The following is a 24,703-nucleotide window of genomic DNA, read 5'->3' as shown; positions in this document are numbered from 1 at the left end:
GTCTATTCAATAGCCAACATTTAAAGCATTGACAAAAAGTCTTGGTCATATAATGATTCCTAGCAAGTAGCTATAATCAATAACGTCGATAAAATTAAACAACATCATAAACAATAGCGTTTTAAATAGTTAATTTTCAGCTATTTTTGTCATATTTTAGTATTAGCAATTATCAATAATGACCACATTCTGGCTATTATTTTACGTTTTATATACCGACTGACAAAGTTAGCCGTCCGCTAAATAAATAAAACAATGCTATTCAATTTTATCTCGCGTATTTAACCTTACGCATAAAAGAGAGTTTACATGTCAAAGTCTACAAAATCATCTCCAGCATATTCATCACCTGCAGGAGGCTGGGGAGCACTAAAAAGCTCGGCTAAGCATATAATCAAAAGTGAGAACGCCGCTAAAAACGTTAAAGCGTTATTACGTGCCAACCAACCCGGTGGCTTTGACTGCCCGGGCTGTGCTTGGGGCGACTCTCCAAATGCAGGTAAAGTAGATTTTTGTGAAAATGGCGTAAAAGCAATAGCATGGGAAGCAACGAGTAAAAGAGTTGATCCGAGTTTTTTTCAGCAACATTCTATATCTGAATTAAAAAAGTGGGATGATCACTCGCTAGAAAAAAGTGGCCGTTTAACCCAGCCAATGTTTTATGACGGTAAAAGTGATCACTATCAAGCCATAACTTGGGACGAAGCCTTTAGCGTAATTGCTGATAACCTTAAACAACTAACGTCACCAAATGAAGCTTTGCTATATACCTCTGGCCGAGCCAGTAATGAAGCAGCTTATTTGTATCAATTATTTGGCCGTGTATTAGGCACCAATAATTTTCCTGACTGCTCTAATATGTGCCATGAAGCATCAGGCATAGGCATGACCAGCAGCTTAGGTACTGGTAAAGGCACAGTGACCATGGCAGATTTCGATGAAGCAGATGCTATTTTCGTTTTTGGCCAAAACCCCGGCACAAATCACCCTCGCATGCTAGGTACGTTACGAAAAGCGAGTAAGCGAGGCGCTACTATTGTTAGCATTAATAACTTGCAAGAACGAGGCTTACAACAATTTTTAGATCCTCAAAGCCCGAAAGAGATGATCCTTTTCACCGGCACTAATATTAGCCAATATTACTTCACACCAAAACTTGGTGGTGATATGGCAATTTTACGTGGCGTAGCTAAATCATTATTCGAACGATTTAAACAAGACAACACCGTACTTGATAGTGCTTTTATTACAGAACATTGCCATAACTTTGAAGCTTATCAGCACAGTGTAGAAGCGACACCATGGCAGCAAATTATCGAACAATGTGGGCTTACAAAAGCCGATATTGAACAAATTACTGATATTTATGCCAGCAATAAAAAGGTTATTTTCACTTGGGCTATGGGCATTACCCAGCACAAGCATTCTGTCGCTACTATTCAAGAACTGGTTAATGTATTACTACTTCGCGGTAATATTGGCAAACTGGGCGCAGGCGCGTGTCCTGTTCGTGGGCATTCTAATGTTCAAGGTAACCGTACCGTTGGTATCAACGAAAAACCGTCAATGGACTTTCTTGACGCGTTAGATAAACAATATAATTTTCAATCACCTCGTGAACACGGCTTAAACACCGTTGAATCATTGCACGCTATGTTGTCAGGCAAGGCGAAAGTATTTATTGCTTTAGGTGGTAACTTTGCTGCTGCAACCCCTGATACAACAAGAACTTATCAAGCATTACAACAATGTGACTTAACCGTGCAAATAAGCACTAAGCTTAATCGAAGCCATGTAATTACCGGTAAAAAAGCTTTAATTCTCCCTTGTTTAGGACGTACTGAAATTGACAGTCAAAAAAGTGGAGAACAATGCATTACCGTAGAAGACTCTATGAGCATGGTACATAGCTCAACGGGTCAAAATACACCTGCCTCAACACATTTACGTTCAGAAACCGCCATTGTTGCTGGCATAGCAACAGCATCTGTTGGTGAAAGCATTGTTAATTGGACCAAGCTAATGAGCGACTATGGCTTAATTAGAACAGATATTAGTAAAGTGCTACCAGACTTTGTAGATTACAACCAACGTATAAAAATTGGCAGAGGCTTTCATTTAGAAAACAAAGCAGCCCAACGTCAATGGAAAACCAGCGCGTCAAAAGCTACTTTTTCAAGTGCCCTATTACCTGAAAAGTTAGCGCACGAAGTCGCTAAAGAGTTTACCGACAAGCCAATTTTAACCCTGCAAACGTTACGTTCACACGACCAATACAACACCTCAATTTACGGTATGGACGATCGCTACCGAGGTATTTATGGCGAACGCCGGGTAGTATTTGTTAATGGTGATGATATGGCTAAACAACAATTAAAAAATGGTGACAAAGTTAAAATCACCACAGTTTCAAACGACAATATAGTTCGCTCGATTACTGACTTTAAAGTGGTTGAATATGCTATTCCAGAAGGTTGTGCAGCAGCGTATTACCCTGAAACCAATCCACTTGTACCGTTAGAAAGTACGGCTGATAATTGCGGTACACCCACTTATAAATCGATTGCGGTTTCTATTGAGAAAATATAATACTGAGCAAACTAGGTCTTACACGTGTGTTCATATTGGCGCACTCTACAGCACTCAATTAGTAGAATGAAAGTTAAGTGGATTTTACTATCTCCAAAAAGCCGATATTGCCAATCCATTCAACGCTGATTTGTTACTCTCATTTATTGCTATCAGAAATAAATGAGAGTAACTGAATGCGTTTATGCAAATTCAACATTAAAAATAACTACACAAAAAGTAGTTTTGCATAGTTACCAAAAATCGGGAAAACTGACTAAGTAATGACTTATCAAAAGCTATAATTCAACCGGCACTCATCAGGGAACCAAGGGTAATTAATTGATATTTCATTCGAATCAAACTAATCTATAGAATATCTAAAATAAGTAATAAGTATTTCTAATGAGTATACTTAATTATACTTTTCGTCAAATGAAAATCGCACGAAAAATCCCCTTATCTATCAGTATCTTTATTATATTACCTTTAGTCATCGCTCTCGTGGCTATGAATTCAACCGATACAATTAATAAAAACGGTCAAAAAATTTATGATAATTATTTAATAAGTTTTGTGAACTTAACCGACGCACGAAAATATCTATATGAAGAATTTGTTTTAATAAAAAGTCATATCATTTCACCTGACGATGAATCAATGAGGCATGCTGAACAACAAATCAATAACGCATCATTCAACTTTCATCAATCACTGAATAAATTTGAGCAAACATTAGATACCGGAGAGGAAACAACATTACTCTATGAATTTAAAACTAAATTAAAAACCTTCGAAGAATTAGCAACACGCATTATCGTCTTAAGTCAAAAAAACCAAGATATCGAAGCAGATCGACTAGCTAATGATGAATATCGCGTTATTTTTGATGACATGCAAATAAATATTGCAGACATGCTCCAAACTAATATTGAAGGAGCTCAAAACCTTTACAGTAACAATCAACAACACTTTCAGGATTCGCGCTCAATTATTATTTTAGTAACAACAATATTAATTACCATAGGTTTATTTATTGGTTGGCTTTTAATCAGAACTATCTTAGAACCACTGCTTAAGATACAGCGCCATATAGCAAGCCTAACAAGTTCAGGTGACCTTTTACAACAACTAGAAATAGAAGGTAAAGATGAAATCTCTGAATTATCTGTGGCATTTAATAAGATGATAGAGTCATTATATCACACACAGAGTAAGCTAATTCAAGCAGAGAAACTTACATCTCTCGGCTCTTTAGTAGCTGGAGTGTCTCATGAAATTAATACACCTTTAGGCATATCAATAACAATGGGGAGTACTATAAAAGATAATTTTCAGAAATTTTCAACTCTTTTAAAAGCAGGTAAAATTAGGCGAAGTGATTTAGAAAGATTAGATAAAGAAATTATTGAATGCTTAAATATTTTGCTACCTTCTTTGGATAGAGCTGTAATCCTAATTCAGAGTTTCAAACAAGTGGCGATTGACCAAACCAATGAGTCAAGACGTACTTTTTTCCTGTCAGATGTCGTGGAAGAAATCGTAAACACTCTTCATCATAAAATAAAAAATACTGACATAAAGTTTGAATATTTAATTGATAATGACATCGAAATGGATAGCTACCCGGGACATTTAGGCCAAATCATTACTAATTTATTTAATAATGCCATTATCCACGGATTTGACAGTATAAATTCTGGCGTTATTTCTATTTCAGCTCAACAGAATAATTCATCATTAATTATCAAGTTCGAAGACAATGGTAAAGGCATATCAAAAGAGTCTATTAGTAAAGTTTTTGACCCCTTTTATACGACAAAACTTGGTGAAGGGGGTTCAGGTTTAGGCCTGAATATCATTTTTAATATTGTAGTAAGCTTAATGGGGGGTAAAATTAAAGTAGATAGTGAATTAGGAAAAAACACATGTTTTACTTTAGATTTCCCCTTAATTTCTCCCCAAAAAGATAACTTGCATATGTAATTTATTCATAAAAGTGTTAGTTCAAAACGCCCAGAGTAATACATTATCTTATAAGAGCGACAAAGATTAACAACACCCCTGAAAAGTTAACATAATCAGCCATAAATACTTGTCCTATTAATCTAACTTTCCATTACAATAAATTAAACCAATCACCCTTTCGCAAGCAAATAATCCAACCAACGCGCTGGCAATAGTCGTTTCAATACGGCAAAAATCTTTGTTGCAGTGGTAATTCTATACCGCAACTTAGGTTGTTTACTTTCTAAAGCATGAATCAAAGCTTGAGTAACATGTAAGGGCTCTAAGGTAAAAGGAGCATTCGATTTTTCACTGCTTAAACGCGCAATTTGCTGTTGATATTGTACTTTATGATCGCTAGCTTCAATATCAATATTAGCTTGAACAGCCAATAATGCATTCGCTCTAAATTGTGTATTTATTGGGCCCGGCTCAAGCAAAACAACCTCAATGTTAGCATTTTTTAATTCTAACCTTAATGTGTCGGTTAATCCTTCAATAGCATATTTTGAAGCATTGTAAGCACCACGATACGCCATAGATACAACCCCTAGCACAGAGCTACACTGAATAATTCGACCATGACCTTGGCGTTTCATTACTGGAATTATTTGTTTGGTCAGTTCATGCCAACCGAAAACATTGGTTTCGAACTGATCTCTCAGTACCTGTGTTGGTAAATCTTCTAATGCCCCAGGTTGACCATAAGCACCATTGTTAAACAGATAGTCTAAACGCCCACCTGTTTGTTCTAGCACTTTCGTAACAGCTTGGGTAATGCTGTCAGTATTTGTAAGATCTAGTTGATACGCTGTTAAGCCTTTGGCTTGTAAATCCGCAACGTCTTGTGCTTTTCGCGCTGTAGCAAATACTTGATAGCCGCGCGCAGAAAGTGTTAACGCTGCGTGCAAGCCAATGCCACTTGAACAGCCAGTAATTAAAATAGATTTTGTGGTCATAAAATAAATTTTCTAAATTATAATAATTGATAAACAGTAGCTTACTTGATTAGATTAGCCATGAGAACGAATAAATACCTGAATAAATACATTAATAAACTTAAGGCGATGACATAGTGAGATAACCACCTGTTCAGATAATGTTAATTTCATAGCTAAAGCACTATATTGATTACAACAAAACTCAAAGCTAATGTTAGAATTACAGCTAGATTAATGCGTTAAGTGAAATAAAATATGTATTTAGGAATAGATTTAGGCACATCAGGTGTAAAGGTAATTATTTTAGATTGCCATGATACTTTGTTAGCACAAGCAAATTGCAGCTTAACAGTGTCTCGCCCTTATCCGCTATGGTCTGAACAAAATCCTCATGACTGGTGGCAAGCTACCTGTGATGCCGTTCAACAGATAAAACTCGAACATCCTGCGTTATTAGCCGCAGTAAAAGCAGTGGGTTTATCTGGACAAATGCACGGTGCAACATTATTAGATACTGACAATAAAGTGATCAGGCCAGCTATTTTATGGAACGACGGCCGAAGTGAAGCACAATGTAAAACCCTCGAAGCAGCGCAGCCTAACAGCCGTAAAATTACCGGCAATATAGCAATGCCTGGATTTACCGCCCCTAAACTTTTATGGGTTAAGGAAAACGAGCCTGAAAACTTTTCTAAAATTGCAAAAATTTTATTACCCAAAGACTATTTACGCTTTTTAATGACCGGTGACTTTGCTTCAGATATGTCTGACAGCTCAGGTACCTTATGGCTAGATGTTGCTAATCGCTGTTGGTCAGCTCCTATGCTAGCAGCCACACATTTAACAGTTGCGCATATGCCAACCCTTTACGAAGGAACAGCTATTACAGGTAATCTTTCAACGAGTGTAGCCCAAGCTTGGGGACTCGATGAAGTGCCTGTTGTAGCTGGTGCCGGCGACAATGCAGCCGGAGCAGCAGGTATTGGCGTTATAAAGCCTAATCAAGCTTTTCTATCGCTTGGTACTTCAGGGGTTTACTTTGCCGCTAATGAAAATTATCTCCCTAACCCTGAGAGTGCGGTGCATACTTTTTGTCATTGTATCGAAAATACCTGGCATCAAATGTCAGTAATATTAAGTGCAGCAAGCTGTCTATCTTGGGTCACTCGTTTAACCGGTTTTGAGAATGAATTAGCGTTATTAAATGAAGTTGAAAAATGCGACTTCACTCAGCCCTGTAATGTGCTTTTTTTACCCTACTTATCAGGTGAACGCACACCGCATAACAACCCTGATGCTAAGGGCCTGTTTTTTGGTTTAGATCACAATACTAATGCAGCAACACTTGGCCGCTCAGTTTTAGAGGGTGTAGCTTTTGCTTTTGCAGATGGACAACAAGCACTTTTAAAATCAGGAAGTTTAATCGACGAAGTATCCGTCATTGGTGGCGGCTCGAAAAGCCCATTATGGGGGAGAATTTTGGCCAGTGTACTTAACCGGCCATTGACCTTTAGAGAAGGTGGAGAGGTTGGGCCTGCTTTTGGCGCTGCGCGCTTAGCACGAATAGGCGTTGAAAACTTATCACCTAAGGTTGTGTGTAATAGCGGTAAGGTAAAGTTAGTCATTGAACCCGACGAAGTAATGCAAAAATATTACCGCTTACAACACAAAAAATACCAAGATATTTATCAAAGCATTAAAGCGCACTTTTAATAAACTCGATAGATAATTATATCGCTACGATAAGTAACGTTAAGTGAACCAAAGGTAAATCAAAGATAAACCAAAGATAAATCGCGGCTAACTTGATTAAGTCAGCCGCGAAAATTTATTAAGGTGATGGTTTGTTAAGAATAACCACAGTGCCCGCCATTTTGTCATGCCAGCCTTGCTTCTTATCATCCCAAGCAACCCAAAGAAAGCCTAAACCTAAGGCAAATATAGACACATAATAACCAAGGTATCGAATAATGTATTGCATAATGGTTGGCTTATTACCGGTATTAGCATCGACTATTTTTGCCGATATCACCATTTTACCTGGCGTTGCTGACTTATAAATCCAGAATAAAATAATCACAGCTATTGGCAAAATATAACTAATAATAAAGTCAGTCGAACCTTGTAGCGAACCATCTGAATCGAAATACTCAGCACCATACATAAAGTATAAAATAGGTAAAGTGAGCATAATAACAAGCACTGAATCAATTATGCTGGCCACAAGTCTTGACCAAAAACCCACATATTGAACCTGTTCATTAATTTCATCTATACCATGTTCGGTTATATCGCTATTTGTCATTTAAATACCTTTAACAGCTACTAATAATATTTGTATGATTATCGAGTTTATTCAATGAACTCTGAAGCGATATTTTCAAAAGCAGTAGTCGACCAAAAATTAAGCGCTTGGCCAATACCATCATACATTACGTTTAATTCTTTTTTACCTAAAGGTTGCTGATAAAAATGTGTATATTGTTCAATTTCTTGCTCGGTTAATTGATCGTAAATAAAATAAGAAACCATGATCATTTGCTGCTCTAATGCAGGTCGCATCATTTGTTCCATTTGTGCCATTTGATTTTTTATTTGCTCATCATTAAGATTTTGACTCGGGTTTGCCACAGTTAAACCTTCAACAGTACCCTTTGCTACAGCCATAACAATTTTGAGTGAATGCTCTACCAAATTAGTTGTTTCAACAAAATTCCTTATCACTTTAACGCGTGATGTGGTTGGCGGCGTAGTTTGTAGTGTAGCGATGTAACTCATAAAGTCTTGATTGAAACTAGGCGCAGAAGCCTTTTCTTCAGCCATTTTTATTCTTTTTGCTAAATCACTGTTTAACCAAATCAGTAGCTTTTCCATTTCAATAGTCGTGAAGTTATCTTTAACGTGCTCTGAAACAACAAGTTTTACATCTTCTAGTTGCCAAGAATTTAATAATATATCCATCACTTTTTGCGCTTGTTCAGGGTCTTTTGCCGTCATCTGCATTTGCTGGTTCATCGCACGCATTTGTGCTGGAATCCCCTCAAGAGCAGAATCAATACCGGAAAGTGCCAAGTATTGTGTCACGTTTTCATCACTTATCGCTTTAGCTGCACTAAGTTGGCTAAATGTTGCGAAAAGTAAAAATATAATAATATTCAGCGAATTAAATTTTTTCATTATCATTCCTTTAACTGTATAAGCTAATTTTATTAGTCTTGTTTTGTTCTTTAAAACCATAACATACAGTATTCTTATTGACGAAAACTATTTGTTTTGCACAATATCAATATACTGATAGTTTTATACTAGCCGATCGAAATATAAAAAATCATCGTAAATACAGTTGATTAACCTCTATAAATTACCTAACCTACTGGTTAAGGTTAGCGTAAAAAATGTATTATCTAACGCCATATCAACTCATTTAATTAAAGGAATGAAAACCGTATGCTGCAAAGTCATTTTTCAACATTCAAGATCTACTTAATCACATTACTCGCATTAGTGTTAACAGGTTGTTTTAACGCTGATCCAGCAGTAAAAGCGGTCAATGCTTATATTGAGCAGCAAAAAATTGATAAGACGCAAGCGCAATGGAAAACCAAACTAGATAAGCCAGAAATAGTAGAGTTTAACCCAGAAGCTCAATATTTCTGGGACTTAGAAACAACCGAAGGAAAACTCGTAGTAAAGTTGTTCCCTGAAACAGCGCCAATGCATGTAACCAGCACCATATACTTAACCAAACTGGGCTTTTATGATGATTTAATTTTTCATCGTGTTATTTATAAATTTATGGCACAAGGTGGCGACCCATTAGGTAATGGTAGAGGTGATCCAGGTTATAAGTATGCTGGCGAATTTGACGGCACGTTAAGTCATGACAAACCAGGGTTATTAAGTATGGCAAATTCAGGACCGAATACTGACGGAAGTCAGTTTTTTCTTACCTTTGCTGCAACGCCTTGGTTAGATGGTAAGCACACTATATTTGGTGAAGTTGTCGAAGGGTTAGATAACACGTTACCTGCCATAGAAAGTTTAGGTAGCCGTTCTGGTCGTACTGAAAAAGAAGTGAAAATTATTAAAGCCACTATTCGAGTAGAATAATTAACTAAATACTATTATTTGGTTTAGATACTAACAGCAGGATGGCGTTTTTTTTATTACCCTGCTGTTAATACTAAATGTTACTGACTATTAAAGCGCTTCTTTATCTAACGAAGCCTTAGCCGCTTCAACTTTCGAAAAGTCGAAGCCCAATTCATTTACTGCTTCTTCAATTAAGCCAGGATTTTGAATTAGCATCATCATTAATGCTTGTAGCTTTTCTGGTGGAATACCCAACTGCTGTACCGTTACCATAGCCATCATTGGATTTTCTGTTAATGCTTGAAATACAGTTTTTGTTTGCTCATCACTTACATTGTGTTCTTTTAAAATTGCAATAATTGGGTTCATAAAACTTCCTACTTTATATTTTATATTTTTACTTATGTAAATTACTTAACTTTCAGCTTAAGCATTTAAATTACTAGCGTTAACCGTGTTGTGTCTATTCTATCATTCCTACTTAGAATGTAAAAAGCGGAGTTATGCTTTTGTTATACAAATAAGTAGAAGTGATTAACTACGTCTATTTTTCGGCACATAATTTAAAATGGAAACAGGTACTATTTTTTTAACGGGAAACGCTTCAAATTCTCTTCGTTCAATAACATGCCCTAAACGACTTTCAATAGCGCACAAGTTTCTAAAGTTATCTTTGGCAACAAAAGACACAGCTTCTCCGTTTTTGCCAGCTCGACCTGTACGACCGATACGGTGAATATAATCATCAACTTGATCGGGTAAGTCATAATTTATGACCCGTGCTAACTCGCCAATATCGATACCGCGCGCTGCTATTCCAGTAGCAACTAAAAAGTTAATTTTACCCGCTTTAAAGTCATTTAATATTTGTTCACGTACCGCTTGCGTTCGACCACTGTGAATTGACTCTGCAGCAATTCCACGCTTTTCTAACTGACTAACAAGCTTGGCGGCTCCGTGTTTTGTTTCAATAAAAATTAACGCCTGCTGCCATTGTTGTTCTTTAATTAAATAACTTAGTAACGCTGATTTATTGGTTTTATCTACAGTTACTAACCACTGTGCAATTTTAGGCTTTGAAGCACTGTTTTGAGCAATTGATATTTCTGTAGCCTGGTGCAGTGTTCGTTTAGCTAGTGCTCTAACATCATCTGAAATAGTGGCGGAAAATAATAAATTTTGACGTTGCTCAGGTAAACGTTCAATAATTTTATTAATATCATCAATAAAACCCATATCTAACATTCTATCGGCTTCATCAAGTACAAAAGCTTCAAGTTGATCAAAGTATACCGCTCTCTGATGAACCATATCTAGTAGTCGCCCAGGAGTTGCTACCAGAATATCGATGCCCCAGATCAAGCGTTGCTTTTGGGGTTCTATTTCTGTTCCGCCATACATCGCCATTGAACTGAGGTTTAAATATTTACTATATTGGGCAACGTTAGCTTCAACCTGAACCGCCAGCTCGCGCGTCGGCGTTACTATCAACACTCGAATACGTTTGCCACGTAAATTACGCTCAGTATCATTTTCACTAGCATGCAATTTCTCTAGCAAAGGCAGAACAAAACTTGCAGTTTTCCCTGTGCCTGTTTGTGCAGCGGCAATTAAATCTTTACCTGATAAAATAACAGGTATGGCGCGTTTTTGAATATCAGTGGGTTGACGATAATCTAAATCAGCTATCGCATTTACTATCGGGTTTGACAACCCAAGTTGGGAAAATGGCATACAGTATCCAAAGCGTATAATAGGTATACAACATGTAATACCAATTAAAATATTTAACAGAAAAATAAAGGTGAAAGTATATCAGTTTTCAGATTGCGCTTGAAGTAATGTGAATAGCCTAAATAGACATTTATATTGAAGAACACTTTTAGCTTAAGTACCTAAAGTAAGTATTCTCAGTTATAACGATTTAAGGTATTAAGCGTGCTATTTTTTCATCAACAAAAATAACTAAATGTTTGACAAAAATCTAATTAAATAAATGCTTTAATGGTCATGGTTATGGTTATGGTTATATAAAATTAATTTTTTAATCTTATAAAAAATGCCAACTAAAGTTCATTAGTTGGCATGGCTTCAAATAAAAATTAATTTGAATTAGTTAGAATATGAGTATGACGAAGTAATATTGAAGAAAGTATCAGCTGATTGACGACCTAACCTAGCTTGATAACAACCGACTTGTTCATCACAAGTTTTGCCCTGTAACTTAGAGCCTGTGGTTTTCTTTCTTCTTTTAAAAGTCACCAGTTGCTCATCAAATAAAGTAGTTAAAGGTGCAGCACTCACCGTTATTATTTCTATATGTGATTTAGGCCAAGCAAAATTATTGTTTTTATTTTTCACTAAAGGTTTATTTTTCATTGCAGCTAAAAGTTTCGGAAATGAAGCGGCATTATTATTTAGTGAATCATTAATCGATTCTAATAATTTAGGTAATCTTTTGTCTTTTTGTTTGTATGCTTTAGTTAAATAAAGATCAGCTTTAGGTAAATCTTTTTCGATTAATTTATCATTAATATACAAAGTGCCTAGGATATAGTTAGCATCTTTATAGTTGTCTTCAGCGACCTTTTCTAAATACTTAACACCTTTATCAACATCTTTGTTTTTCTCACTAATTAAAGAGATTACACCGACAAGATATTGAGATGATGGCTCGCCTTTTTTAGCAGCCTTTTTAAGATACTTTAACGCTTTATCTTCATCTTTTTCAGTACCGTAACCAATATAATAAAATTGACCTAAGGTTGCATTAGCTTGAACATAACCTCGTTTTGCGCCCATTTTAAATTTCTTAAAATAGTCAACGCAGTATTCACTCTGACATTCTACAATCTCTTCTGCTTTCAAATTAACAGAAAGAAATAAGAAGGAAAAAGTCAGTATCACTCCTAATAAATTATTCATATATATCCTTTCGTATTGATGCGAATAAGGTTAATAGCCTTATAATATTTACATTTAATTAACGTAATTAGCATAAATTATGTACAAAAAGTTATCAACTTTATTAATGTAACAAACTTTATAAGTTAAGCTGTTTGTCTAAAAAACATCACTTTAATTGAAATGCATTTATATAAGCTTAGTCATTAAATTTACTAAGCTCCAATGTCTTTATCAAAGGCTTTATCCGCCATGTAATTATCGATTAATAAATATCTTATGGTGTTTTCTCAATCACACTAAGTATTGTTATCCAACTGAATTATAAAACAGTTTTATTAACACCTTTATAAGATTAAACGCACAGAGATCGAATCAAACAAAGCAATATACCGCTAGAAAGTATAGAATTCAGCTTGTTAATATTTAATTTTTATGACGGATTTCAACCAAATGAAAGATTTGACTCAAGGCTCAATCCCAAAACACTTAATCACCATGGCAATGCCGATGATGATAGGAATGTTTGTGCAAACCTTGTACTTTCTTGTCGATTTATATTTTGTTGGTAAATTAGGTGCGACTGCGCTGGCAGGTTTAAGCTTAGCGGGTAATGCCATGTTTTTAATTTTTGCCCTTACGCAAATTATCAATATTGGCACAGCAACACTTATATCTCACGCTGTTGGTTCAAAAGATCAACTTAATGCCAATAATATTTTCAATCAATCCATGATGATCTCAAGTGTCATTGGTGTTGTAGTTTGTGTGATCGGTTATTTAGGTGCTAAAAGCTACTTGAATATTGTTTCTCAAGATCCAGAAACTGTTGCGATGGGCTTAGACTATTTATATTGGTTTATTCCTTGTATGGCGTTGCAGTTTATTATGGTTGCTATCAGCGCTGCACTTCGAGGTACTGGCATAGTTAAACCCACTATGATGATCCAAATGTTGTCTATTTTGGTCAATATTATTCTTTCACCTATTTTAATTACTGGTTGGGGTACGGGTTACGCAATGGGTATTGCAGGTGCAGGATTGGCGAGTTCTATTTCAGTAGTTTTTGCGGTTATTTTATTGGTTTACTATTTTAAAACCTCAGAGAAATATATCAGCGTTAACTTTACTCTTTGGCGAATCGACACAACTTGTTTAAAAAAATTATTTGCTATTGGCTTACCGGCTGGCGGTGAGTTCTTTCTAATGTTTCTTTATATGGCCACTATTTATTGGCTAATTCAGCGCTTTGGTGCCGATGCTCAAGCAGGATTTGGGTTAGGCTCTCGAGTAATGCAGGCATTATTTTTACCTGCTATGGCTATTGCTTTTGCCGCCCCGCTATTGCAGGGCAAAACTTTGGTGCAAAAAACTATCAGCGAGTTAGAGAAACGTTTACCTGGTCTGTAATCATGACTTGCTCATTAATGACCCTGCTGACTATTGTATGTTTATGGCAAGCAGAATTATTACTACTGAGCTTTTCGACGGATAAACAAGTGATTGTTATCAGTGCCGCTTTTTTACAAATTATATGCTGGAACTTTATCCCATCGGGCATTGTTTTTACTTGTTCAGGCATGTTTCAGTCTTTAGGTAATACTTGGCCTGGATTATTAAGTACCGGAGCGCGTTTACTGGCTTTTATTTTTCCGGCACTTTGGTTGTCGAATCAAGCAAACTTTCAGATTGAACAATTGTGGTACATTTCAGTATCAACCGTTTGTTTTCAAGCACTGCTTAGTTATTACTTTTTACGCAGAGAGTTTAAACGTCGTTTACCGGCTGAGCTAACCACACCAACAATAACTCAGCTAAATTGATCTTCAATTGGGCCCATGTATTCCTGCAGTTATAGAAAACATCTGTGCAATATTAACCACTGATTTACACCATCAATGCTCAAGCCTCAATAGGCTGGCATTGCTGGTCGCCATAGTAATTATTACTGTAATTACACTCAACTTCCTGCTTATTGGTATTTGAACTATCTTGATGATTTAACTTCAATAAGTTTTGCAGGTTTACACTAATGTTTACAAATATATTTTTCATTGTTCTTCCTCTTAATTAGATATACCCCATTATTACTTATTAGATTAATTCAGTAAATTTCATTAAATCTATAAAGTAGTTCTAAAAAATAGATGCTTAGTAACACTTATTCACCTACTTAAACCGTCAAGATTAAAATATTAACTGCACTTTTTGGTTAGTTCGGTGTTGAATATATCTTTTAACATCGTTATCTCGTTTGTTCGAACATAGTTAGGGCGAATAATTAATGATATGGTGCGATGTGGTCCCGGCTCATTTAAATGTATCGCTCTAATTTCTGACTCACTGTGTATCAATTGATCTAATGCCATGTGCGGGACTAAAGTTGTGCCCAATTTTCCGGCGACCATTTGAATTAGAGTATGCAAACTTGCTGAGTCAAAATCTCTATCTTGATTTTCATTTTGCAAACTACAGGCTGCCAATGCGTGATCTTTTAAACAATGACCATCTTTTAGCAGCATAAGTTTGTCAATTTCTAATTCTTCACTGGTTATTTCTTTTAGTTGGCTTGGGCACTCATCTTTATGACTCACCCAATAAAAGTCTTCCTGCCAGAAAGTAAAACTCATTAAGCCTTCTATGGGGAATGGCAAGGCCAAAACGGCAGCGTCAATATCTCCTCGCCTAACCATATCGACTAATACCTGAGATTGTTCTTCAATTATTCTCAATTTAAAGCCAGGATGTAACTTCCTAACTTCGGGTAATATTTTCGGCAATAAATAAGGCCCTACCGTTGGAATAACACCAATTGTCATCGGATTAATAAATGGTTGTTTATTCGACTGTGATATTTGTAATAGCTCATCAACTTCAAACTTTACTGATTTAGCTTTGCTTAAAATTAACTGACCATGGTGAGTGATCAACACTTGCTTATTGTTACGCTCAAAAATAGTCGTGCCTAACTGTTTTTCAAGTTCAATAATCGCGGTACTTAATGCCGATTGCGAAACGTTGCAAGCATCTGCAGCCTTTTTAAAATGTAATGTTTTTTCTACGGCAAGCGCGTAATGTAATTGTTTTAGCGAGATCATAAATTTTCCTTACAGTAACTATTTTTCATAATGCACTTTTATAGATAGATAATATCGAACATACATTCTATTTTAATCAATTTTTTGCAATCATGTATGGTTTAGTTATGAATGCCCATTATAAATGGCAAGATAAATACTATACTCAACTGATTTAAAACAAAAAAAACCTCAATTCTAAAAAACAGAAGACTATCTTCCATTCAATCAATTATCCAAAGTCACGGTTGCAAACTAAGCTTACTGCATATTAATTTTTAAAATGAATAACCATCAGAAAATACTGAGGAATTAAAATGCTTAAAAAAACACTCCCACTAGCTGCCGCAATTTCAGTTGCACTTTCATCACTCACTCTTTCAAGTACAGCACTAAGTGCTGATGCTGCCAAAACCAATCAATTTTGGTGGCCAGAGCAATTAAACCTAAGCCCACTGCGTCAGCACGGAGCAGAATCAAACCCTTACGGTGCCAAATTTAACTACGCAAAAGAATTTGCCACTATTGATTTAAAGCAACTCAAAAAAGATATTGAAACAACGTTAACCGACTCTAAAGCTTGGTGGCCTGCTGACTGGGGTCATTATGGGCCATTAATGATAAGAATGGCGTGGCATAGTGCTGGTGTTTATCGAGTACATGACGGTCGCGGCGGTGCCTCAGGCGGACAACAGCGTTTTGACCCATTAAACAGTTGGCCAGACAACGTTAACTTAGATAAAGCCCGTCGATTACTTTGGCCTGTAAAGCAAAAATATGGTCGTAAACTTTCTTGGGCTGATTTAATGGTGCTTTCTGGCAATGTCGCATTAGAGTCAATGGGCTTTAAAACCTTTGGTTTTGCTGGTGGTAGAAGCGATGACTGGGAGCCAGATCTTGTTTACTGGGGACCAGAAACTACCATGCTTGATGACAAGAGACGTGATAAAAAAGGTAAATTAAAAGGCCCGCTTGCTGCTGTTGAAATGGGCTTAATATACGTAAACCCAGTTGGACCTCATGGTGTACCTGATCCATTATTAGCCGCCAACGATATTAGAATGTCGTTTGGTCGTATGGCAATGAATGACGAAGAAATAGTAGCCCTTATTGCTGGTGGTCACACATTAGGTAAAGCCCATGGTGCCAAAAAACCAGAAAACTGTGTTGGTGCAGAGCCTGCTGCAGCTGCTATTGAAGAACAAGGCTTAGGTTGGAAAAACAAATGTGGAACGGGTGTTGGAGCAGATACTAGTAGCAGTGGTTTAGAAGGTGCTTGGACTGTAACGCCTACACAATGGTCATCTAACTACCTAGATAACCTCATGAACTTTACTTGGGTACAAACTAAGAGCCCAGCCGGTGCAATTCAATGGATACCCAGCGAAAAAGCCGCTGTAAATTTAGTTCCTGATGCACATATAGCGAACAAACGTAATGCGCCAATCATGTTTACAACTGATTTAGCGTTGAAAGAAGATCCGAGCTTTCTTAAAGTTGTTGAACGTTTTAGAGCCGATCCAAAAGAGTTCGACAAAGCTTTTGCTAAAGCTTGGTTTAAATTAACTCACCGTGACATGGGACCTCGTGCTCGCTATGTCGGTTCAGAAATCCCGAGTGAAATATTATCATGGCAAGATCCAATACCAGCGCTTAAGCACCCTTTAGTCTCTACAGTAGATATAGAGGAACTTAAACAACAAATTTTAGCTTCTGGCTTAACAACTTCGGCATTAGTCAAAGCGGCATGGGGGTCAGCAGCTAGTCATCGCGTTACCGATATGCGCGGCGGTGCCAATGGTGCACGAATTCAACTAGAGCCACAAAAAAACTGGCAAGTTAATAATCCTAAAGAGTTGAATGAGGTATTAACAAAATTAAAATCTATTCAAAGTGATTTTAATCAGCAATCTGTAAGCGGAAAAATTTCGTTGGCCGATATCATTGTGTTAGGCGGTGCTGCTGCCATTGAACAAGCTGCAAAATCCGCAGGATATGATGTTGACGTACCTTTTAACGCTGGCCGTACTGATGCAACACAAGCACAAACTGATATTAAGTCATTTAATTATTTAAAACCCGATGCCGATGGATTTCGAAACTATTACACTGAAGCGAGTTATATGTCGCCTACCGCAATGTTGGTCGATAAAGCTAACTCACTGGGTTTAAATGTACCAGAAATGACCGTATTGGTTGGTGGTATGCGTGTTTTAAACGCCAACTATGATGGTTCAGCTTTGGGTGTACTAACCAAAACACCAGAAGTATTAACTAACGACTTTTTTATAAACTTACTCGATATGTCAACCACATGGAGAAAAGATCAAAATAACGTCGGTGTGTATCAAGGTTATGACCGCATATCTGGTACATTAAAATGGCAAGCTTCGCCTGTTGATTTAATCTTTGGCTCAAGCTCAGAGTTACGTGCTATCGCCGAAGTTTATGCTTCAGATGATGCTAAAAGTAAGTTTATCAACGACTTTGTTAACGCTTGGGTTAAGGTGATGCAATTAGATCGCTTTGATCTGAAGTAAATTTAATTAAAAATTAATTAAAAATTAATATCTGTTAAGCAACGAGTATGGTGACATTACCATACTCGTTTTTTTATTCAAAAATACGCTTCATTCATACGTTACCAGTGAATAGGATCAACATGGTAATATTGCGTAAGTTGTTGATAAAGTTTAGGGTGCTGTAAATTAAACTGCTTAGATTTCTCAAAAAATACTTCACTCGCGACAGCAAAAAACTCGGCTGGGTTTGTTGCGCCATAATAATCGAATAACGATGGTTCTCCCCTACTAGCTTGTTTTTGTAATGTTTCAAACTGCGTAGAAAAAATTTCTGACCAACACTGGTAGCTTTGCCCTGCTGCTAATATCGGTGCACCATTCGCTCGACCATCTTCTTGATCAAGTTGATGGGCAAATTCATGGATTACCACATTGCGCCCGTCATCCGGTATTTGTGCGCCTTCTAGGGCGTCTTGCCACGACAACACTATTTTACCAAAATCCCAAGACTCACCAGCTAATACCATTTTTTGCGTAAAATAAACTCCGTCGCCACTGCGTGTTTGTTGCTGTTTTACAAAAGCACTTGGATAAACCAATATTGTACGTAGTTTCGGATAATAATTAGTTTTTCGGTTGAGGAGTAACAAACATGCTTGCGCGGCAATCGTGATTTTTATTTCATCCGTTATCTCTACTCCATTACAACCAACAAATTCTTTTTCAGCCAAAAACACCTGAATGTGTTTTTTTAGTTGTAACTGTAAATCCGCCGGCATTTGCCTAAAATAGGGCATTCTTTGCTGAATAATTTTACGCCATTGTTTCTTAAATGGCTTAGCCTTTATTAATTCACGCTTATACTCAAGCCAGTGTGGTTTTCCAGCCAAGTAAACAATAAGCAACACGCCAATAATCACAGGTAGTAAGAAAGAGAACATAATAATTTATACTAAAGAAGCTTTACTATAAGGTGTGGACTAGTTAAGCAAATATCAATTTATTTTCTTAAAAATCAGATGTTAAAATTTAAATACTTAAAATAATATTTTCTTTTTAATTAATTTGAACTTATTACCAAAAGCACCCTCTTACTATATGAGAGACTTACTTCCCTGAGTGTTTTATGTTTATATTTTATGTTTTTTAAAGCGTCTACCTATTTGGTAAGCGCTTTTTTTTTGTCAAAAATTTGATAAAAGACAATTACATCAATTTAACTGCACAATCACATTAAAACTGCCAATCATTATCATCAAGCACTGCCATCAAATATCATTTACTGTAACCACTGAATTGCATTAGGTTTGCCGCTAATAAATTAAGTTAACTTTGTACAAAGCTGTTTTTAGGATATGCGTAACTGATGTTAGCAGATCCGACAAAACAGTCATTAGAGTTAAAGGCAACAACTGCCACAGACTGTGTTGATGGTTAGTCTACTTCCACATATGGCTAGCTGAAGAAGTCTCTAATGGTCACTAGCTTAATGTTAACAAAGATACGAAACCGGACATTCCTCACAGATACAAATATTCATTGTTTGACTATAAATATTATCAGTTAATCGAAAAACCTGACTGGCAACAAAGCCACCATAACGGTCAGTCAGTTTTGAATTATTAATGATAACTTTTTGCGAAAAGAAGAAGCTAGTGACTGTTTCGCTAACTTCGGCTATTTCGACAAAACATCCGTTCTTTCATCTTATATACCTTTATATATTAGATGTTAAAAAAGCACATTACTTTTAGATATAGAAATACTTAAAACCGACATTTCAACACGATAATATTTACCTGAACTTAGGCTATAAACAAGCTATGTTGTAACTTGTTTTTTAACTAAAGGTTATTCTCTATTTTTAAATATTTGTGGAAGATTGACATGTAGAACTCTATAAAGGAAAATGATAAGAATTATCAATTGGTTGCATAGCGATTCAATTGTTTAATAAATAAACTGGTTTGGTTTAAAGGATACCGAATCAATTTGAAATTTATTTTCTATTTGGAGTCAAGGATGACAGGTCGTACCTATTTTTATTCTATATTTGTATTTTTTATTACCTCTTTTCTAGTTGCCTGTGGTGGAGGTTCTAGCACTTCCGACCAAAACAAACAGCCAGAGCCAACTCAGCCGACAAACCAAACATATAAAGTAACTGTCATAGATGGATACTTGCGAGCTGCAACAGTTTGGCTTGATTTAAATGGAAATGGTTTAAAAGATGCAGATGAGCCTAGTGCTGAAACAGCTAATAAAGGAATTGCAGAACTTACATTTTCTTCAGACCTTACTCCAACCGATTATAGCTTGCTTGCTATAGCTGAAGCGGGAAAAACATTCGATGAGTCTTTAAACAGAATGGTGGATCAAGGGTTTGTCTTAGCGTCGTCTAAGGGTGAAAGCGTCATAACACCGTTAACAACTTTAATTTATATTAAAGAACATGAATTAGGTAATATCGATGGTGCGAAAGCTCAGATAGGGATAGCTCTAGATGCTGTAACTGAAAATTTATTTGAAGACTTTATTGCTACTAAAAATACCTACCTTGCTGAAGTTGCGGCTGACCTAGTGAGGCTTTCGCTGATGCCTGAAACGCCAGAGCAGTTAAATAACTTTGGTGAAAATCCAGCTAGTATTATCGACTTGATCAAAGTATATAGTGAAATTAAAAATCGGGGCGAAAGTGGCACATATGTCATGCGTGATAACCAAGGCGAACTGGCAGGCGATACAGACTTTGATGGTATTGCTGACCCGGATGATTCCGATATAGATGGAGATTCCTTTTTAAATGATGATGATGCATTTCCATATGAACCAACAGAGTGGCTCGATTTAGATAATGATGGTATTGGGAATAATACTGATACTGATATCGACGGTGACAATATTGAGAATGAACAGGATGCTTTTCCCTTTGATGTAACAGAGTGGGAAGATTTGGATAATGATGGTGTTGGCAACAATAGCGATCCTGATATTGACGGTGACGGTATCCTCAATGACGAAGATCCTTCACCTTACACGGCAGAATTCAACACATTATTAAACCCAGGGACATTAACTCTAACAGAAGTAATATCTGGCCACATTAAGATTAATGATTGGCAATATTTTACGGTAAACGCACCAGAGAATGTTTTACTTAATATAGAGCTAACCAATTTAACTGGTGATGCTGATTTATATGTGGCAGCTGAAGAGTTTCCAACAAAATTTGATTACCTATGTCGTTCCAACGAAAGTGATAGTCAATCTGAAAAATGTGTTATTCGAAGTGAGAAAGAAGCGACTTACTTTATAGGTGTGTTGTCAAAACAAGATACTAATTTCACTTTATCTGCTAGTACATCTGACATTGTCTACAAAAAAGCCATGCTGTTATTACACGGTTTAGCCTCTAGCCCAGATACCTGGGATTCAATGGTTAACGATGATAGTTTCTTTAATGGACAGTGTTATACACTAACCGTAGATAATGATCCTTTACCTGCTTTAGGCGGCAATAGTGATGGCATTAACTGCTTTAATTTGGAGTTTGGTTCACTAGATAGGGACACAATCTATTCTGCATCAGGCTTAGACAACAAATCCTGTGGGAGTGCTTTAAGCTGCAATGGCGATTATACCACCTTCGAAGGCTTAGGCATTGAAGTTGAATCAGCTATTGCTCGCATTGTTGAGCACTTAGGAGGCGATGTTGAAATATTTTTATTCGGTCACAGTCGCGGTGGCTTAGCGGCAAGAGCTTATTTACAGAACCCAAATGTTAATAATAAAACGCTAGTAAAAGGTTTTGCAACTACAGGTACGCCCCATCAAGGTTCTCCTCTTGGTCGTTTCTACAAATATATGGATGATAATTGCACCCCTAAAAGTGTTTATCGCCAAGATGGCAGTAAATGTGAAGATAACTGGGAAGTAATAGAGTTACTAAATGGGACTCGAACTTATTTTGGTGTTATTGATGTTGATGACTATCAAATGGAATTGCAAGCTCCAAGTATCGATTTTTTGTCTCCAGAGTCTGACAATATTAAAACTTTAAATGAAAATATTGCTCTACTTCATAGTCTTGTTATAGGTCAGCTAGCTTATGAAGGAACAAGGTTTGGGCTTTTAGGTAAGAACGTTAAATTTTTGTTTGACTATGATTTGTATCAATATCAAAGTGGTGTAGGCGACCACCCTCATCCAGACACACTTCGTTATATCGAAAATGGAGTAACCAGAGAATCACTTATTGGTGATGGTATCGTGCCATCATATAGTCAAAAATTAAGTTTGCTATTAGAAAAAGAAGGTATTGCTATAACGAAAGCGGGAACACAAAGCACTGAAAACATTTTACATACTGAAGAAACATCCCAAGTTTCAGATATTAACTGGTTATTTGAAGTTCTTTATCAATCGTTAGAGTGGGAATAACTAACATGAAATACTTTGCTATTGCGACAATGCTGATTGTGCTTATTACTTATTTTATTTGGTACGGCACAGGAAATGTGCAGAGTGATATTTATGTCAATAAGGCTGAAATTATTGATGTACCTGCGCTCCAAGCCAAGCTTCAAAAGATCGATAATAGCCAAAATCTAACGGTGAAGAAGTTAGTAAAGCAAGGAGAGGCTTTATTAACTTCTGAAACAGCAATGCAAGGTCTTACAGCGTTGTTGGATAATGCTAGCAATGGCGCTGTAGTAGATATTCAGTTTGAAAAGTCGCTTATCACCTATTTGAGGAATACTGATGATAAGGATATTTATAACTATATATTGGATATTCTAAATAATGCAGAATTATCGACGCCAGATGGTGACAGTTTAGTGGAATATACCATTAGTTTATTGGCTGCAATAAATACACCCAGTGCAAGTAAATTAATGTTAGATGTCGTAAATACTAAAAAATGGCAAGGTTCAGAAGCTGTTTATTTGGTTAAAAAAGCTATTTCACGATTTAACCGAAGTGGTGATTTCACGGAGTTAGTACAACAAGCATATGCTGAAAGTAGTGATACTAGCCCTTATCTAAATGAACTAGCAACTAGCATTGCCAAAAATGCGAAAGCGGAACAAGTGCAATACTTGTTTGACTATATCGACAGCAAGGAATCAGCAAAAAATATTGCTGCACGTAGTGCTCTGAATACAATTCAAACAGAATCTTTAGTGCCAAATCTCACTCAATACTTATCGAGTGATTCAACAGAAAAAGTTAATGTTGCTTTAAGTTCATTAGCGAATATGGGGCAATATGAAGCCGCCTCGGCATTAATTTCATGGAGCGCTGCTCAATCGTTAGAAGCAAAGTCTACTGTAGCTAGTTTATTTGAAGTTGCGCTTAGAAGAAGCCCATCTACAAAAAGAGCAATCAAAAAAGAAGTGTTAGCTACACAGTTCGCTAACAACGAGATTAAAGGTTTAATATTAAGTTATATGACTGATAAAAATATAGAGGAAAATTAAAGCCAAAGTAACCATTGAAAATCAGCGGCTTAATTATATGAAAGAGCAGGTTTTTCGGTCGGGTTATTTTTAGGTTACTTTAATCCCTTAAATCTTATTGTGTCCACTATTTATTCTCACAGTTGACGTTAGTAACCGAATCGTTAAAGTCAGCAGTGTGGCATCAGTTAGCGTTATTATATCGACTGTCCACCGGCAGCAATGAGCTTAAACCAACCCCACAAATGAGCAGAAAATCTTGCCTAATAGTAACCTAAATATGCTCCTGAATTTGCAAAGGCTTAATGTCCGCAATTGGCTAGTTGACGAAGTATCTAATGATCACTAACTTAATGTTAACAAAGATACGATAGCTGACATTTCAATATCTATTTTAAATTTCTATCGTTTTCCAATTTTGTTGTTCCAACTATAGGTTACAATGTACCTTGTTAACTTAGCGCCTATTGAGTAAGTCATAAAGTATGAAAATGAGTAAAATCTGCCATCGTTTGAACAATAAGTTATTGGCTGTATTAGTCCAAATCAATGAAGAGGCAATGCAAGTCGATGGCTTTAGTCATTTAAGTCACACTGTTCAGTTCGATTGCTTCCCTGCCAGTTTATTAGTACATTGCCATTTTAGTGAAGCACAAAAGCTACGTGTTGCACTAGGCAGTCATACTGAAACCAAATTACAAAAGCAGTTGCATAAATTACTTTTTAAAAAAGGGATCGTGTTAAAAGATCCTAAAATGAATTTAAAACTGCAAGGTCCGGCTTAGAATCAAACAGACTATATTTCACAAGTTGTGTAATACATTTAGCTTGATGGATAATACTCTAATACTCACTGACCAGATATTAACAAAAATACGAAACCGGACGCTAGCCTTGGCTTATCTAACGACAAGTAATCCGACACAGCGGTCGTAACTATTATTACTATGCACGCTAACGATTGCCACTTAGCTGGCTAAATAGAGTACCTACCACTCCCATTGTATAAAAACATTTCTGAAGTAACACCGGACATTAATAAAGCTAATTTGATACATATTATTAAGGATAATCAATACAACTATCAGGTTTCTCTACTAAACTTTATGAGAAGTAATTTCACATACAGCAAT

General features: G+C 36.4%; 19 protein-coding genes. 10 read left to right on the top strand and 9 right to left on the bottom strand.

All coding sequences use genetic code 11. From position 1 onward, the window contains the following. The first annotated feature begins 309 nt into the window (after positions 1–309). Positions 310–2,589: an FdhF/YdeP family oxidoreductase gene (locus DBO93_RS05760; protein ID WP_108455473.1), complete on the top strand. Its 2,280-nt coding sequence runs from the start codon at positions 310–312 to the stop codon at positions 2,587–2,589. Positions 2,590–2,973: 384 nt separating this feature from the next. After that, on the top strand, positions 2,974–4,554 hold the full coding sequence (locus DBO93_RS05755) for an MCP four helix bundle domain-containing protein (RefSeq protein ID WP_108455472.1): 1,581 nt from the start codon (positions 2,974–2,976) through the stop codon (positions 4,552–4,554). A gap of 152 nt (positions 4,555–4,706) precedes the next feature. Here DBO93_RS05755 and DBO93_RS05750 read toward each other — a convergent pair whose 3' ends face one another. After that, positions 4,707–5,534 (bottom strand): SDR family oxidoreductase, encoded by an 828-nt coding sequence (locus DBO93_RS05750; protein ID WP_108455471.1) that lies wholly within the window; start codon positions 5,532–5,534, stop codon positions 4,707–4,709. A gap of 237 nt (positions 5,535–5,771) precedes the next feature. On the opposite strand from DBO93_RS05750, the gene xylB reads away from it, so the two are divergent. Next, positions 5,772–7,229 carry a xylulokinase gene (gene xylB / locus DBO93_RS05745; RefSeq protein ID WP_108455470.1) on the top strand — a complete coding sequence of 486 codons (1,458 nt, stop codon included), beginning with the start codon at positions 5,772–5,774 and terminating at the stop codon, positions 7,227–7,229. A 118-nt stretch (positions 7,230–7,347) separates the two neighbouring features. Here xylB and DBO93_RS05740 read toward each other — a convergent pair whose 3' ends face one another. Together DBO93_RS05740 and DBO93_RS05735 are read right to left on the bottom strand one after the other, a co-directional pair. After that, positions 7,348–7,821: an RDD family protein gene (locus DBO93_RS05740; RefSeq protein ID WP_108455469.1), complete on the bottom strand. Its 474-nt coding sequence runs from the start codon at positions 7,819–7,821 to the stop codon at positions 7,348–7,350. A gap of 47 nt (positions 7,822–7,868) precedes the next feature. Then, complete coding sequence (locus DBO93_RS05735) at positions 7,869–8,693, bottom strand: hypothetical protein (RefSeq protein ID WP_108455468.1); 825 nt, start codon at positions 8,691–8,693, stop codon at positions 7,869–7,871. 270 nt (positions 8,694–8,963) lie between these two features. On the opposite strand from DBO93_RS05735, the gene DBO93_RS05730 reads away from it, so the two are divergent. Then, complete coding sequence (locus tag DBO93_RS05730; protein ID WP_108455467.1) at positions 8,964–9,626, top strand: peptidylprolyl isomerase; 663 nt, start codon at positions 8,964–8,966, stop codon at positions 9,624–9,626. 90 nt (positions 9,627–9,716) lie between these two features. Here the strand turns inward: DBO93_RS05730 and DBO93_RS05725 are convergent, their stop codons facing one another. The 3 genes from DBO93_RS05725 to DBO93_RS05715 form a co-directional block, all read right to left on the bottom strand. Beyond that, positions 9,717–9,977 carry a DUF2999 family protein gene (locus DBO93_RS05725; RefSeq protein WP_108455466.1) on the bottom strand — a complete coding sequence of 87 codons (261 nt, stop codon included), beginning with the start codon at positions 9,975–9,977 and terminating at the stop codon, positions 9,717–9,719. A 165-nt stretch (positions 9,978–10,142) separates the two neighbouring features. Beyond that, positions 10,143–11,342, bottom strand: a complete 1,200-nt coding sequence (locus tag DBO93_RS05720; protein WP_108455465.1) for a DEAD/DEAH box helicase — start codon at positions 11,340–11,342, stop codon at positions 10,143–10,145. Between the two features lie 378 nt (positions 11,343–11,720). Further along, positions 11,721–12,533 carry an SEL1-like repeat protein gene (locus DBO93_RS05715; protein WP_108455464.1) on the bottom strand — a complete coding sequence of 271 codons (813 nt, stop codon included), beginning with the start codon at positions 12,531–12,533 and terminating at the stop codon, positions 11,721–11,723. A gap of 432 nt (positions 12,534–12,965) precedes the next feature. Here DBO93_RS05715 and DBO93_RS05710 point away from each other — a divergent pair, with 432 nt between their 5' ends. Continuing rightward, the gene (locus DBO93_RS05710) at positions 12,966–13,922 is read left to right on the top strand and encodes an MATE family efflux transporter (RefSeq protein ID WP_239059126.1); all 957 of its coding nucleotides are present in this window, start codon (positions 12,966–12,968) and stop codon (positions 13,920–13,922) included. Next, a complete protein-coding gene (locus DBO93_RS18900) occupies positions 13,814–14,335 on the top strand; it encodes an MATE family efflux transporter (protein ID WP_239059180.1) in 522 nt (173 codons plus the stop codon). The genes DBO93_RS05710 and DBO93_RS18900 overlap by 109 nt, the downstream gene beginning before the upstream one ends. Before the next feature lie 79 nt (positions 14,336–14,414). Here the strand turns inward: DBO93_RS18900 and DBO93_RS18685 are convergent, their stop codons facing one another. Together DBO93_RS18685 and DBO93_RS05705 are read right to left on the bottom strand one after the other, a co-directional pair. Beyond that, positions 14,415–14,567, bottom strand: coding sequence for a hypothetical protein (locus DBO93_RS18685; RefSeq protein ID WP_162533732.1), 153 nt, complete (start codon positions 14,565–14,567; stop codon positions 14,415–14,417). Between the two features lie 140 nt (positions 14,568–14,707). Continuing rightward, positions 14,708–15,610, bottom strand: coding sequence for a hydrogen peroxide-inducible genes activator (locus DBO93_RS05705; RefSeq protein ID WP_108455463.1), 903 nt, complete (start codon positions 15,608–15,610; stop codon positions 14,708–14,710). Between the two features lie 296 nt (positions 15,611–15,906). Here DBO93_RS05705 and katG point away from each other — a divergent pair, with 296 nt between their 5' ends. Continuing rightward, positions 15,907–18,129, top strand: coding sequence for a catalase/peroxidase HPI (katG, locus tag DBO93_RS05700; protein WP_108455462.1), 2,223 nt, complete (start codon positions 15,907–15,909; stop codon positions 18,127–18,129). A 101-nt stretch (positions 18,130–18,230) separates the two neighbouring features. Here the strand turns inward: katG and DBO93_RS05695 are convergent, their stop codons facing one another. Then, a complete protein-coding gene (locus tag DBO93_RS05695) occupies positions 18,231–19,052 on the bottom strand; it encodes a M90 family metallopeptidase (protein WP_108455461.1) in 822 nt (273 codons plus the stop codon). 1,081 nt (positions 19,053–20,133) lie between these two features. Here DBO93_RS05695 and DBO93_RS05690 point away from each other — a divergent pair. The 3 genes from DBO93_RS05690 to DBO93_RS05680 all read left to right on the top strand — a co-directional run bounded on the left by DBO93_RS05690 (position 20,134) and on the right by DBO93_RS05680 (position 24,355). Further along, positions 20,134–22,551 carry a pre-peptidase C-terminal domain-containing protein gene (locus tag DBO93_RS05690; RefSeq protein WP_108455460.1) on the top strand — a complete coding sequence of 806 codons (2,418 nt, stop codon included), beginning with the start codon at positions 20,134–20,136 and terminating at the stop codon, positions 22,549–22,551. Positions 22,552–22,556: 5 nt separating this feature from the next. Further along, on the top strand, positions 22,557–23,591 hold the full coding sequence (locus DBO93_RS05685) for a hypothetical protein (protein ID WP_108455459.1): 1,035 nt from the start codon (positions 22,557–22,559) through the stop codon (positions 23,589–23,591). Positions 23,592–24,061: 470 nt separating this feature from the next. Next, positions 24,062–24,355, top strand: coding sequence for a hypothetical protein (locus DBO93_RS05680; protein WP_108455458.1), 294 nt, complete (start codon positions 24,062–24,064; stop codon positions 24,353–24,355). The last annotated feature ends 348 nt before the right edge of the window (positions 24,356–24,703 follow it).

The organism is Colwellia sp. Arc7-D (assembly GCF_003061515.1).
GTDB lineage: Bacteria > Pseudomonadota > Gammaproteobacteria > Enterobacterales > Alteromonadaceae > Cognaticolwellia.
This window is presented reverse-complemented; position numbering and strand designations above follow the sequence as displayed.